Here is a 13,356-nt window from a genome sequence, read left to right on the forward strand (position 1 = left end):
ATGTTCCGTGCGGGCCAGCCCACTCTCTGCATAAAAACCGTCATCCCAGCGAAGGCTGGGATTTCTCGTGGACAAGGCGGGACAGGAGCCGCTGGAAGGCACCAGCCTCCGCTGGGGCGACGGTTCGGGGCAGATGGGCCACCCCCGAACGCAACCCCTCCGCGCCTCCGCGCCTCCGCGCCTTCGCGCCTTCGCGCCTTCGCGCGAACCAATCCGACCTAACCTCACCCACCCAGCAACGCCCGCCAACCTCACCGATCGAACTTGTCGACCTTCCGCTTCCCGAACAGTAGCTTGCGCTCCAGATGCCCGCGCAACGCCCCGTAATATGCCTCCAAAAACGCCAGATCGGCCCGATCGTCGCCCCGCCCGAGCTTGCGCCGGATCGCGCTCGCCACCTGATACAGGTCGTCGCGGTCGCCCCGCCGCAATACTTCCTCCAGCCGCTGCAACTCGAACGCACCATAGGCGTCGAGATCGGCCGCGCTGAACGGCGCGATCCGCGCGCGCTCGCTGGCGTGCGCCGTCTCGATCAGCAGGTCCTCGCCCAGTTTGCGCACCTCGCGCTCGACCACCCAAGTGCCCGCGATCAGGTCGCCGGCGCGCATCCGGTCGCGGTTGAACAGCGGGAACAACAGGAAGATCGCCGCCCAGCCGAACCCCAGCACGGCGGTCCATTTGTCGGCCATCCCCTCGGCATTGGCAAAGGCGAGGAAGGTCAGCGGCAGGAACACCTCGATCTCGCGCAGCAGGTCGCGCGCCAGCACCGCCGCCCCGGTCAGCCGCGCGCCGTCGCGCGACACCACGCGCAGCTTCATCATCCGCTTGCCCGGCGTCGCCGCGCGCCGCCCCGCCTCGAAGCCCACGAAATAGAAATTGCGCAGGCAGAAATAGCCGAGCAGCCAGATGATCTGATAGGCCGAGGTCGCACCATGCGCCCCGCCGCCGATCGCCGCCCAGAAGATCAGCAGCGACGCGCCGATCAGCAGCACCAGCATGATGAGCGTGTCGATAACGAACGCTCCCGCGCGCGCGCCGCCCGATCCCAGCCGGATGGTCAGCGGCACCCCCTCGGGCGTTACCAGTTGCCGCACCAGCGTGCGCGGCGGGCGGGGCGCGCGCTTACGCTTGCCCACGCCGGCCGCCGAAGGTGAAATACAGCGTCCACAGCATCAGCATCGCCGCGCCGATCGCGAGGCGCGCGGTATCGTCGCGCACCAGTTGCCGGGCAAATCCTTCGAGCAGCCCGGCGATCAGCAGCATCAGGATGACGCCGATCATCACGATCGCCGCGCGCCGCCCGGCCTGTGCCGCCGCCGCCATCCGCGACGCTTCGCCCGGAAAGGCGACCGCGCGCCCGATATGGATGCCCGCCGCACTCGCCAGCGCGATCGCGGCGAGTTCGGTCGTGCCATGGATCATCAGCCACGCGAACAGACCCCAGCCGAGGCCATGCGGCACGAACGCGGCGAACAGCGCGCCGCCGGTCGCGCCATTCTGCACCAGCAGGATCATCGTCGGGATGCCGAACGCGAAGCCGAGCGCGAAGCCGAGGATCGCGACCTGCGAATTATGCGTGAACAAGGTGGTGGCGAACAGTTCCAGCCCGCCGCCCTTCGGCTCGCCATACAGCGATTCGCGCAATGTCGCGGCACTCGCGCCCATGTCGCGGCCCTGCGCCAGTTCGCCCGGGATCATCGCGCTGAACCACGCTGGGTCGCTGCGCACCAGATGATAGCCGGCAACGGCGCTGAGCAACAGCAACGCGGTGGCCAGCAACACTTCCCACCGGATCGCCCGCACCGCGCGCGGCCAGTCGCGCGCGAAGAAGTCGACCACCTGTCGCCCCCATGGCTCGCGCGCGCCGTAGAGGATGAAATAGGCTCGCGTCGACAATGCCTCCAGATACGCGACCAGCGATGCGTCGAGCGAGGTCGAGCGCGCCACCGACAGCGCCGAGAGCGTCGCGCGGTACAGCCGGGGCAGGTCGATCAGGTCGGCGTCGGACAATCGGCGCGGCGACTGTTTCTCGACCCGGTCGAGCAGTTCCTCCAGCCGGGCCCAGTCGCCCTCGCGCTCGGCGCGGAAATGGCGCGCGGCGAACATCACGCTCATTTGCCGCGCTCCCGGTGCGATACATATCGTTCGACCAGCGACAGCGCCATCGCGTCCGCCACCGTCTCGATCACCTCGACCCCCATTCGCCTGAGCCGCTCGATCACGATCGCCCGGTCACGCAACAGCATGTGCGCGACGTTCGCGCGCACCAGATCGTCGGCCTTGTCCGGCACCGCATCGCGCATCGCCTCCAGTTCGGTATCGCGTAGCAGCACGAACAACAGCCGGTGGCGTTTCAGCATCCGCGCGGCGGCGGCCAGCATCAGTTCGGCGCTGGTCGGGTCGGTGAATTCGGTGAACAGCACGATCAGCGCGCGCCGGTCGAGCTTGGTGTCGAGCGTGACGAGGCCGAGCGTGTAATTGCTCTCCTCGGTGCCATACTCGATGTCCGCCGCCGCGCGGTGCAGCGCGGCGAAGCCGCGCGCGCCGGTCACGCTGCCGCTGTCGACCTGCGGCCGCGCCCCGAACGAGAACAGCCGCACCCGGTCGCCCGATTTCAGCGCGACGAACGCCGCCAGCAACGCCGCCGACACCGCGCGGTCGACGCGCGGTAGGTCGCCCACCGGATCGCTCATCGACCGTCCGGCATCGATCGCGAACACGATCATATTATCGCGCTCGGTATGGAATTCGCGCGCCAGCAGCGATGCGTGGCGCGCCGACGCCTTCCAGTCGATCGCGCGGCGTTCCATGCCCGGCTGGAACTCGGTCAGCACCTGGAAATCCTGCCCGTCGCCATGGTCGCGGCGGATGCGCTGGCCGCTGGTCACGCTGTTCAGGAACTGGCGCATTCCCTGATCGCGCACCGGGCGAATGTCGGGCAGGATCACGCTCGACGCTTGCGCCTTGTCGCTGGTCTGCCGCCACGCGAGCCCCATCGGCCCGGCCCGCCTGCGCCACACCCGCGTCAGCATCGCCCGCCCGCGCCGCACCGCGCGATAGGTGCCCGGTGCGATCCGTTCGAGCGGCCCGTCGATCGCGGCGGCATGACCGTCGTCGTGCAGCCGCACCTCCTCGCCCACGTTCAGCGTCGCGGGCATCGCCACCCCGCCCTTGTCGGGCGCGCGCGCCAGCAGCGCATCGGCGACGATCAGCAGCAGCAGCGCGCCGATCCACACCGGCGCGACGATCCACGCCGCCGGCTTCAGGACGCCCAGCGCCAGCCCGACCGGCGCGGCGAGCGCGGTCAACTGGATGGCGCGGGGCGTCGGCAGGATCACCGCGGTGCATCCACCGACGCGATCAGGCTGGCGACGACATCGTCGACCAGCCGGCCGTCGATCTCGGCGCTGGGCGACAGGATCAGCCGGTGGCGCAGCAGGGCAGGGGCCAGCGCCTTCACATCGTCGGGCAGCACGTAATCGCGCCCGTCGAGCGCCGCCGCCGCGCGCGATGCCGCCGCCAGCGCCGCCGCGGCGCGCGGCGACGCGCCCGACGACAGGTCGCCATGGTCGCGCGTCGCCCGCACCAGCCGCACGATATAATCGATCACGTCGTCGACCAGCCGCACCCCGCCCACCGTGTCGATCGTGGCGGCAATGGCGTGGGCGTCGGCGACCTGCTCGACCCCCGAATCCTGCGGGGCGGGGGTGCCGGTGCGCGTGCCGTACTGCGCCACGATCGCGCGTTCGGCCTCGGCGGTCGGCCAGCCGATCGTGATCTTGAACAGGAACCGGTCGAGCTGCGCCTCGGGCAGCGGATACACGCCCTGCTGCTCGATCGGGTTCTGCGTCGCGACGACGGTGAAGCGGTCGGACAGATGCTCGGTCCGCCCGTCGATCGTGATCCGCCGCTCCTGCATCGCCTCCAGCAGCGCCGCCTGCGTCTTGGGCGGGGTGCGGTTGATCTCGTCGGCCAGCAGCAGTTCGCAGAACACGGGTCCGCGCGTCAGCGCGAATTGCGACGTCTGGAAATTGAACAGGTTCGATCCGATGATGTCGCCCGGCATCAGGTCGGGCGTGAACTGGATACGCCCGAAATCGAGCCCCAGCGTCCGCGCGAAACTCTGCGCCAGCAGCGTCTTGGCGGTGCCCGGCGGCCCCTCCAGCAATACATGTCCGGCGGAAAACAGCGCGATGGTCAACAGCCGCACCGCCGCTGCCTGGCCCACCACCGCCCGGGCGATCTGTTCCTCGATTGCGCGCCCCAGCGCGCGTACGTCGTCCAGCGTCATGCGCCTGCTTCCTTTTTCCATGCGTGGAGCGCGCGTGCCGCCGCCAGCGCTTCCGGTTCGGTTCGGGCGGCACGCAGCCGCCGGTCGATGTCGCCATAGCCGGGATGCACCCGTTCCAGTGTCGCGACATCGCTGGCCCCCAGCGCCAGCGAACGCGCGATCGTCTCGATCATTAGGTCGGCATAGCGCGGCCCGGCGTAGCGGGTGCGCCCCGCCAATCGCGTCAGCGACACGATATTGTCGACCAGCGCGCGCTTGCCCGGCGGCACCGCGCGCCCGTCACGCGCGGGTGGGCCGAAACGTCGCGCGGTCGCGATGCCGGCAAGGATCGCCGCGACGATCAACGCCAGCGTCACGCCCAGGAACGGCGGCAGGAACAGCAGTTTCACCAGATTGCGATTGCCCGCCGCATAATGCAGCGTCCGGTCGAACCGCGCCCGCCCGCCATGTTCGGGATCGATCGCGCGCAGCATCGCCAGCGCGGCGCGCGCGTTGCGCACGTCGGCCAGCGCGCGGTTGTTGACGGTATCGGCATCGGCCAGCACGAAGGTGTCGCTGCTGCCGATCTGCCCCAGCACCGCCGCGCCGTCGCGCGCGCCGATCAGCGGCGTGATGGTCTCGCCCTTCACCGCGTCGACCAGCCGGTCGGGCATCGCGAACGGGCGCAGTCCGGCATAGGCCGTATCGGCCATCGGCCCGGTGTCGCCCACTTCCTCGCCATGCCCCTCGACGCTGGCCGGGATGAGCGGGAGCGTGCGGAAACTGCCGACTGGCCCGGTCCGCTCGACCCGCCCGCCGCCCAGCGGGATTTTTGCGACGTCCCATTTAGGCAGGATCAGCAAGGTCGGATAGCGATCGGGCGTGCCCTCTGCTTCCTCGTTGGCCATGTCGGCCAATTCGATGCGGTGGTCGATGATCGCCTTGACCGCCTGCGGACCGGTCGTCCCGGTCGGCGTCAGGATCAGGATGCCGGGCGTGCCGATCGGATCGCCGTCGTCGGCCGCCGCCGGCTGTACCGCATCGACCAGCCGCTGGAACGCATGATAGCCCGCGCCATCCTTGCGATCGGCGGCGGGCGCGTCGCCCACCACCCGCGATACTTCGTCGCCGAACCCCGACAACAGGATCGCCGACAGCATCAGCAACGCGCCCCCGATCACGAGGATCAGCACCGTCCGCGTCGAGAAGGGCGACGGCTGGCTCATGCCCGCCGCCCCAGCGCAAAGCCGGCATAGTCCTCGCGCGCCCGCCGCCAGTCGGCCTCGCCCAGTTCGGCCCCGCCGAACAGGCTGCGCTCGACCGCCGCGACGATCCCGGCGAACACGCCGCGCGCATGGGCCGGCAGCGCGTCAGCCCGCGCGATGTCGCGGCTGGTGTCGGCCACGCGCACCACGTCGCCGCGCCACGCGACGATGTCGTCGATGCTGCGGAACAGCAGCAAATGGACCGCCTCGCCATAGCGTCCCGCCGCCGCCAGCACGTCGGCGTCCTCCAGCAACGCGCGCGCGCTGCCCTCGTCCGGGGTCCAGCCCGGTTCCTCGACCGTGTCCTTGCGCCCGAACCATGCGGCGAACCAGTCGCGCACCCCCGGCACCAACGCCACGACCAGCGCGATCACGATCAGCGCCAGCACGCCGTACAGCAGCACGCGCCACCCGCCGCCGACCCATTCGACGAACCGCCCGATGCCGCGCAGCACCGCCTCCAGCCAGGCGGGCGCCGGCTCGCGCGGCGGCACGACTTTCTCGGGCAGGTCGAACTGGATCGAGCGATCGGCGCGGATCGATTTCCACGCGGCGGCCACGCGCTCGCCGTCGATCGGCGGTGGTGCCGCGCTCGCTTGCGCCGTCTGCTCCACCACCCGACCCCGCGTCACGCCCGTCCCCCGGCACGCCCGTCGTGGCGTCGCGCCGGTTGGAGCAAATCGGCGATTTACATGCAACGCTTTTCGTTTCACCCTTTACGAAACGCCGGGGGGCTGGCGGGTACAGGGGGTTTTCGACGGCAATGATCGCATTCGGCTTCCTCGTCCTGCTGATGCCGTTGCTGGCAGGTACGGTGATCCTGTTCGCGGCATGGCGCGAGGGGCGGCGCTCGCCCTTTGCCTTCGGCATCGGTCGTGTGCTGTCGAACAGCTTCACCGCGATCGGCGGCGCGCCATTCGCCTTCCTCGCGGTCGCGGTGTTTCTCACCGCGATCCCCGGCGCGTTCGTCACCTCGCAGATCACGACGATGACGACCATGGCCGGCCAGTCGCCACAGGCGATCGAGGCGATGGCCGGGCAGTGGACCAGCACCTACGGCGGCATCGGCCTCGTCCGGCTGCTGCTGTGGCCGCTGGGGAAGGTGTGGCTGACGCTGCTCGCGCTCGACACGCTGGCCGGCCGCAACCCCGACGTTCGCGCCGCCGGCGGCCGGGCGCTGCGCCTGTGGCCGTTCGCCATCGCCTTGATGATCCTTATGTGGATCGGCATCTTCCTCGGCTTCCTGCTGCTGGTCGTGCCCGGCATCGTGCTGTTCCTAAACTGGTTCGTCACGCTGCCCGTCCTCGCCGTCGAACGCCGCGGCATCCTTGCCAGCTTCGGGAGATCGACCGATCTACTGCGCGGCATGCGCTGGCGGCTGGCGGCGCTGCTGTTGCTGGTACTGGTGCTGTGGTTCGGCGCGGCGATGGTCGGCGGGGTGTTGCAGGTCGCGGTGGCGGGAACGAACCCGTGGCTGGTGATCGCCGCCGGCGTCGTCGGCAACACGCTATGGGGCATGATCCTCCCCGCCGGCATCGCGGCGGTCTATCACGAGGCGCGCGTCGCCAAGGAAGGCTCGGCGGGTGAGGACCTTGCCGACGTCTTTGCATGAGAATTGAATCAAAGGGGACCTATGTGATCCGAACACTGACGATGCTGGCGCTGGCGGCGGGGCTCGCCGCCTGCGCCGATGCGACCGGGCACGACGCGCGCTCGGCCGGAGCCGACGCGCCGGGCAAGGGGCCGGGCGCGGGCAAGGGCTATGACCACGATCCGTATCCCTCGACCTATCGCCCCTATGGCGGGCAGCCGACGCTCGTCACCAACGTCACCATCCTCGATGGCGAAGGCGGGCGGATCAACGGCGGATCGGTCCTCTTCCGCGACGGCAAGATCGTCGAGGTCGGCCAGTCGATCGCCCCGGCCGCCGGCGTGACCGTGATCGACGGGCATGGCAAATGGGTGACGCCCGGCATCATCGACGTCCACAGCCATCTCGGCGACTATCCCAGCCCCGGCGTCGACGCGCACAGCGACGGCAACGAAATGACCGGCCCCGTCACCGCCGAGGTGTGGGCCGAACACAGCGTCTGGCCGCAGGACCCCGGCTTCGCCCGCGCGCTGACCAACGGCGGCGTGACGACGCTCCAGATCCTCCCCGGCTCGGCGAACCTGATGGGCGGCCGCTCGGTCACGCTCAAGAACGTCTATGGCCGCACGATGCAGGCGATGAAGTTTCCGGGCGCGCCCTATGGCCTGAAAATGGCGTGCGGCGAAAATCCGAAGCGCGTCTATGGGTCGAAGGGGCGGATGCCCTCGACCCGGATGGGCAATATCGCGGTCGACCGCGCGACATGGCTGCGCGCGAAGGACTATGACCGCAAATGGGACAAGTACGAAAAGGACGGCGGCGACGAAGCCCCGACCCGCGACATCGCGATGGACACGCTGCGCGGCGTCCTCGACGGTGAGATCCTCGTTCACAACCATTGCTACCGCGCCGATGAAATGGCGATCGTCATGGATATGGCGCAGGAGATGGGCTACAAGGTCACGGCCTTCCACCACGCCGTCGAAAGCTACAAGATCGCCGATCTGCTGAAGGCGCGCGGCGTCTGCTCGGCGGTGTGGGCCGACTGGTACGGCTTCAAGATGGAAAGCTACGACGCGGTCGGCGAGAACCTTGCGATCCTCGACCGGCAGGGCGCCTGCGCGATGATCCATTCCGACGACGCGAACGGTATCCAGCGGCTCAATCAGGAAGTGGCCAAGGTCATCGCCTCCGCCCGCCGGGCCGGCATCGCCGTGACGCCCGAACATGCGTGGACATGGCTCGGCATCAATCCGGCACGCGCGCTCGGCATCGACCGCGTGACGGGTTCGCTCAAGGCCGGCAAGATGGCCGATGTCGTGCTGTGGAACGGCGATCCGTTCAGCGTCTACACCCGCCCCGAAAAGGTCTGGGTCGACGGCGCGCTGCTCTACGACGCCACCAACCCGCGGCTGCGCCCGGTATCCGATTTCGAACTCGGCCAGCCCGGCGAAGGGGACGTGAAGTGAAGCGCCTGATCCTCGCCGCCGCCGCGCTCCTCGGCTCCACCGCCGCCCCGGCACTCGCGCAGGACGTAGTCGTCACCAACGCGAAGCTGGTGATCGGCGACGGCTCGCCGACGATCGAGAACGGCACGGTCGTCGTGCGCGGCGGCCGCGTCGTCGCCGCCGGGCGGATCGTTCCCCCCGCCGGCGCGCGCATCATCGATGCCGGCGGGCGGTTCGTGACCCCGGGCATCGTCGCCGGCTTCACCCGTCTCGGGCTGATCGAGGTCGACGGCGTGTCGGCGACCAACGACGCCTCGGCATCGGGCAGCGTGTTCAACGCCGGGCTCGACGTCACCGCCGGCCTCAACCCGCGCGCCACGCCGATCGCGATCAACCGCGCCGAAGGGCTGACCCGCGCGATCGTCGCGCCCGACAACGGCCAGTCGATCTTCGCCGGGCAGGGCGCGGTCATCGACCTCGGCAGCGACATGGACGCCGTCACCCGCCCGCGCGCCTTCCAGTTCATGGAATGGGGCGAGGCCGGCGCACGCGCGGCGGGCGGCAGCCGCCCGGCGGCGATGGCGATGTTCCGCAACGCGCTGTTCGAGGCGCAGGCCTATGGCCGCAACCCGGCCAGCTTCGCCGATCGCGGCAAGGAAGCGCTACTTACTCGCGCCGATGCACAGGCGTTGCAGGGCGTGCTGTCGGGGCAGGTGCCGCTGCTGATCCATGTCGAACGCGCCTCCGACATCCTGGGCGTGCTGGCGTTGAAGCGTGAATTTTCGACGCTGCGCCCGGTGCTGGTCGGCGCGACCGAAGCATGGACCGTCGCCCGCGACATCGCCGCTTCTGGCGTGCCGGTGATCGCCAGCCCGCTGGCCGACCTACCCGCCAGCTTCGAAGAACTGGCCGCGACCCAGTCGAACATCGGTCGGCTGAAGGCGGCGGGCGTGACGGTCGCGATCGGCACGATCGGCGACGATGAGGCGCGGCAGGCACGGCTGGTCAAGCAATATGCCGGCAATCTGGTCGCGCTGTCGAAGATTCCCGGCGCGTCGGGCCTCGACTGGGCATCCGCCTTCGCTACCATCAGCTCGCTACCCGCCAAGGCGATCGGCATGGGCGGCGAGATCGGCTCGCTGGAGGCCGGCCGGCGCGGCGACGTGGTGATCTGGGACGGCGATCCGCTCGAAATCGGCTCGATGCCGACCCAGGTGTTCATCGACGGCGTCGAACAGCCATTGGTCAACCGTCAGACGCGGTTGCGCGACCGCTATCTGGTGCCGACCGAACAGGGTCTGCCCAAGGCGTATCAGCGGTAAGCCCGGTCGACTTTCAACGGTGCTGCTCCCCTCCCTGAGAAGGGAGGGGTTGGGGGTGGGTAGGCCGGTTGTGGCACGCATCGGTTTCCTTATCGGCCGACCTAACCCCCGGCCCCTCCCTTTCAGGAAGGGGAGGTGTCGCGAGCCGCTGTCGGGCTGAAGCTCGATCGGTCCTCGTTTCGGATCAGACCGACGGGAACCGGACGCCGGGTCGGCGATTGTCGTGGTCGACGATCAACTGGGGAGATGATGATGCGTGGTTTCGTGATGACGATCGCCGGATCGCTGCTGCTGGCCGCCTGTGGCCCCAGCGCGCAGGAACAGGCCGCCGCCAACGCCGCGACGCAGGCCAGCCAGCAACAGGCGCAGGAAGCGGCCGCCAAGGTCGCTGCGCTCGCCCCCGGCCAGCGCGACGGCGTGTTCATCCGTGCGATCCGCGACGCCGGCCTGCCATGTCAGGGCGTCACCGGATCGCAACCTGGCGACAAGCCGGGAAGCTGGGTCGCGACCTGCCAGGAAGGATCGCGTCACATCATCACCTTCGGCGCGAACGGCATGGCCAATGTGACGAGCTTCACCCCGCAGCCCGCCCCGCAGCGGTAACATCCGCGTCGTTCCCGCCCGCGCGGGAACGACGCCATGCCCCTATCGCGGCTCGAACACCGACCATCCGGTGCGCTGCACCAGCCGTTCGAGCGCCAGCGTCCCCAGTTGTGAATTGCCGCGCTCGTTCAGCCCCGGCGACCACACCGCGATCGACGCCAGCCCCGGCGCGATCGCGAGAATGCCGCCGCCCACGCCACTCTTGCCCGGCAGGCCCACCCGAAACGCGAACTCGCCCGATCCGTCATAATGGCCGCAGGTCAGCATCAGCGCATTGATCCGCCGCGCGCGCTGCGCCGACACCACCTGCCGCCCGGTCGACGGATTGACCCCGCCCGCCATCAGATAGCGCCCGGCCAGCGCCAGTTGCCGGCAACTCATCGCCAGCGCGCATTGGTGGAAATACACCCCCAGCGTCACCGGCGGATCATGGTCGAGATTGCCGAAGCTGCGCATGTAGCTCGCCAGCGCCAGATTGCGAAAGCCCGTATCCTGTTCGGCGCGGGCGACGCCCTCGTCGATGAAGATGCCGTCCTCGCCCGCCACCGCCCGCACGAAGCGCAGCAACTCGCCCAGCGCCTCGCGCGGCTGATACCGGCCGAGCAATATGTCGGCGACGACGATCGCGCCGGCATTGATGAACGGATTGCGCGGGATGCCGTGTTCGCTCTCGAGTTGCACGATCGAGTTGAACGCGCTCCCCGACGGCTCGCGCCCGACCCGCTTCCACAACTGGTCCCCCACCGCACCCAGCGCCAGCGTGAGCGCGAACACCTTCGACACCGACTGGATCGAGAAGCTCTCCTCGGCATCGCCCGCCAGATGGCACGTCCCGTCGGCCGCGATCACCGCCATCCCGAAGCGCTTCGGATCGACGGCGGCCAGCGGCGGAATATAATCGGCCGGCGTGCCCCGGTCGGGCGCGTCGGCCATCTCGGCGGCAATATCGGCCACGATGGCGGAGAGATTCATCAGGACATGATAGCCGATCCGGCAGCGAGTCGGCACGCACAGCACCAGATTTGGCACATTCGGTCGTCTCGACAGTAAGAAAGCTCGAAAACGGAGTAAAAAACATGAATTACATCAAGTAAATGTTCGAACAGTCAAATATATATTCCATGATTTGTTAATTTATGACCATAATGGCGCAGCCCGTTGTCCGATAGGGGTGGGTAACGTGGCATGCCTGTATCGAACAACGCCGGGGGGCTTTATGTCGAAGGAATCGGACGTCCGAGAATGTTTGGTCTTGGCAATCGCGGAGGTGAACAAGCAGGACGTAACCTACGCTGAGTTGAACACGCTGACGCCTGCCGACCTAGGCGTGAAGAACGGTATGGCATGGCTGCAAACGCTCAATGCTACCGCCAAATTATTGCGATCGAGAAGATATACGGTGACGCCGCCGACGCGACAGGACGCGTCGACACTGCTCGACAATGAACTGTCTGAATCGCAGCAGTATATGGGCAGATTGGTCACTCGCCCGCTTGTGGCAAAGCTGCATTTCCCGTCGGTATTGGCCGGTGCCGGCATGGTCACGGTATTTGCTGCGACCTATGTCCTATATCGGGCGAAGCGGAGCGACGAGGAATGAGCCGCCGCCTTTCCGCAGGTTTCATTGTCTCGCTGTTTGCCGCTGCTTCGGCGCAGGCACAGGATTTCGGCAAGACCTTGTGCGCGCAGGCTGGCAACGCTGGACGCATTGACGTCAAGGCCGTCCGGGACAAGGCATTGGAAGGCGTGCCGCTGAGCCTGCTGGACGCCAATAACGACGATACCATTTCGCCCGAAGAAAAGATCGCGGCGCTTACCGAAAAGACTTTCTGCGACATTCGAAAGTGTTCCGTCGCCGAGGGAAAAGCCGTTTTGCAAGCACGGAACCGAATCTCCGATGTCTGGGGTGCGCATTTCGAACGACGCGACACGTTCACCGGGCTCGACTGTGGCCCACCCGCTGCTTCGCTCGCGACGCCGCTTGCGGCGAAGGAAACCGTCGGCGACCAACTGCGTACTCCGCCGCTGCTAATGGGCAAGGATATCGACAGCCTGTCGGTACAACGCGGCGCCGACCGTGACCGCAGTGCGTTGCAGAAGGTGGCACCGGCCGAGATCGGTGTGGAAGTCGACCGGGTGAAGAATACCCGCACTGTTGCGATAGATGCGGTACTCGGGTGGCGCGCGGTCGACACCGAGTCGATCACCCTCATCCCGTTCGTGCAATATGTCCGATCTAACGTGCGCGATCGCGAGGCCGGAACCGACGACCGCAGTGGAAAATTGGGGCTGGGCATCGTCGGCAATGGATTCATCGGCAACGAGCAGTTCGCGTTTGCGCCGCGATACGCCAGGGACCTGGTCGACCGTTCCGAACTGTTGAGCGTGCGGATGACCTGGCGTCCCGGGTTTTTGTACAAGTTGGACACGTTTCAACGGGCGCTGCCCTTTGCATGTAGCGAACGGGGCAAGGGCGGAAATTGCCGCCCCGGCACCGGGTTGGGGCTGTGGACCGATTTCCAGCTCGTCAGTGCATTCGGCACGGTGTTGCGCGAGGGCGCCGACCCGCTGTTGACGCGGGGACGAGAATTCGTGCGCGTCGGCCCGTCGGCCAGCGCGCATCTGTTCGGAAATGAGGGGTTGTTCCGCGATCTGTCGCTGAACGTCTTTTACAAGCACCTGTTTCGGTTGAGCGGGGACGGCACGGCGATCGAGGATGTTCGGGTCGACGTGAACTATTGGATCGCAGGATCGCCGAACGTTTCGCTCGTCTACGGTTATGAACGCAGCCGCGACGAGGAAACGCTGAAACGAACCGATCTGTGGCGGCTGGGGCTCGGCGTCCGGTTCTGACCGG

General features: G+C 67.9%; 13 protein-coding genes. 6 read left to right on the top strand and 7 right to left on the bottom strand.

Translation table 11 applies throughout. The features are described from left to right. Window positions 1-251 precede the first annotated feature (251 nt). The 6 genes from ASG37_RS10355 to ASG37_RS10380 are packed head-to-tail and all read right to left on the bottom strand — an operon-like array spanning window position 252 to window position 6,167. Window positions 252-1,136, bottom strand: a complete 885-nt coding sequence (locus ASG37_RS10355) for an RDD family protein (RefSeq protein WP_055759358.1) — start codon at window positions 1,134-1,136, stop codon at window positions 252-254. Beyond that, window positions 1,123-2,115 carry a stage II sporulation protein M gene (locus tag ASG37_RS10360; protein WP_055759361.1) on the bottom strand — a complete coding sequence of 331 codons (993 nt, stop codon included), beginning with the start codon at window positions 2,113-2,115 and terminating at the stop codon, window positions 1,123-1,125. The genes ASG37_RS10355 and ASG37_RS10360 overlap by 14 nt, the downstream gene beginning before the upstream one ends. Beyond that, window positions 2,112-3,338, bottom strand: coding sequence for a DUF58 domain-containing protein (locus ASG37_RS10365; protein ID WP_055759364.1), 1,227 nt, complete (start codon window positions 3,336-3,338; stop codon window positions 2,112-2,114). The genes ASG37_RS10360 and ASG37_RS10365 overlap by 4 nt, the downstream gene beginning before the upstream one ends. Then, the gene (locus ASG37_RS10370) at window positions 3,335-4,291 is read right to left on the bottom strand and encodes an AAA family ATPase (RefSeq protein ID WP_055759367.1); all 957 of its coding nucleotides are present in this window, start codon (window positions 4,289-4,291) and stop codon (window positions 3,335-3,337) included. The genes ASG37_RS10365 and ASG37_RS10370 overlap by 4 nt, the downstream gene beginning before the upstream one ends. Next, window positions 4,288-5,496: a hypothetical protein gene (locus ASG37_RS10375; RefSeq protein WP_055759369.1), complete on the bottom strand. Its 1,209-nt coding sequence runs from the start codon at window positions 5,494-5,496 to the stop codon at window positions 4,288-4,290. The genes ASG37_RS10370 and ASG37_RS10375 overlap by 4 nt, the downstream gene beginning before the upstream one ends. After that, complete coding sequence (locus ASG37_RS10380; protein ID WP_235525180.1) at window positions 5,493-6,167, bottom strand: hypothetical protein; 675 nt, start codon at window positions 6,165-6,167, stop codon at window positions 5,493-5,495. Before ASG37_RS10380 ends, ASG37_RS10375 begins: the two co-directional genes overlap by 4 nt. 131 nt (window positions 6,168-6,298) lie before the next feature. Here ASG37_RS10380 and ASG37_RS10385 point away from each other — a divergent pair, with 131 nt between their 5' ends. The 4 genes from ASG37_RS10385 to ASG37_RS10400 all read left to right on the top strand — a co-directional run bounded on the left by ASG37_RS10385 (window position 6,299) and on the right by ASG37_RS10400 (window position 10,499). Continuing rightward, complete coding sequence (locus tag ASG37_RS10385) at window positions 6,299-7,147, top strand: hypothetical protein (protein WP_055759374.1); 849 nt, start codon at window positions 6,299-6,301, stop codon at window positions 7,145-7,147. A gap of 41 nt (window positions 7,148-7,188) precedes the next feature. After that, window positions 7,189-8,595: an amidohydrolase gene (locus tag ASG37_RS10390; RefSeq protein ID WP_055759377.1), complete on the top strand. Its 1,407-nt coding sequence runs from the start codon at window positions 7,189-7,191 to the stop codon at window positions 8,593-8,595. Next, entirely contained in the window at window positions 8,592-9,896 is a 1,305-nt protein-coding gene (locus ASG37_RS10395) for an amidohydrolase family protein (protein ID WP_055759380.1), read from the top strand. The genes ASG37_RS10390 and ASG37_RS10395 overlap by 4 nt, the downstream gene beginning before the upstream one ends. A 252-nt stretch (window positions 9,897-10,148) precedes the next feature. After that, complete coding sequence (locus ASG37_RS10400) at window positions 10,149-10,499, top strand: hypothetical protein (protein ID WP_156349116.1); 351 nt, start codon at window positions 10,149-10,151, stop codon at window positions 10,497-10,499. Window positions 10,500-10,541: 42 nt separating this feature from the next. Here ASG37_RS10400 and ASG37_RS10405 read toward each other — a convergent pair whose 3' ends face one another. After that, window positions 10,542-11,471 (bottom strand): glutaminase, encoded by a 930-nt coding sequence (locus ASG37_RS10405; RefSeq protein ID WP_055760495.1) that lies wholly within the window; start codon window positions 11,469-11,471, stop codon window positions 10,542-10,544. 295 nt (window positions 11,472-11,766) lie between these two features. Here ASG37_RS10405 and ASG37_RS10410 point away from each other — a divergent pair, with 295 nt between their 5' ends. Together ASG37_RS10410 and ASG37_RS10415 are read left to right on the top strand one after the other, a co-directional pair. Then, a complete protein-coding gene (locus tag ASG37_RS10410) occupies window positions 11,767-12,099 on the top strand; it encodes a hypothetical protein (RefSeq protein ID WP_156460579.1) in 333 nt (110 codons plus the stop codon). Next, window positions 12,096-13,352, top strand: coding sequence for a hypothetical protein (locus ASG37_RS10415; protein ID WP_055759389.1), 1,257 nt, complete (start codon window positions 12,096-12,098; stop codon window positions 13,350-13,352). The genes ASG37_RS10410 and ASG37_RS10415 overlap by 4 nt, the downstream gene beginning before the upstream one ends. Window positions 13,353-13,356 lie beyond the last annotated feature (4 nt).

The organism is Sphingomonas sp. Leaf407 (assembly GCF_001425385.1).
GTDB lineage: Bacteria > Pseudomonadota > Alphaproteobacteria > Sphingomonadales > Sphingomonadaceae > Sphingomonas.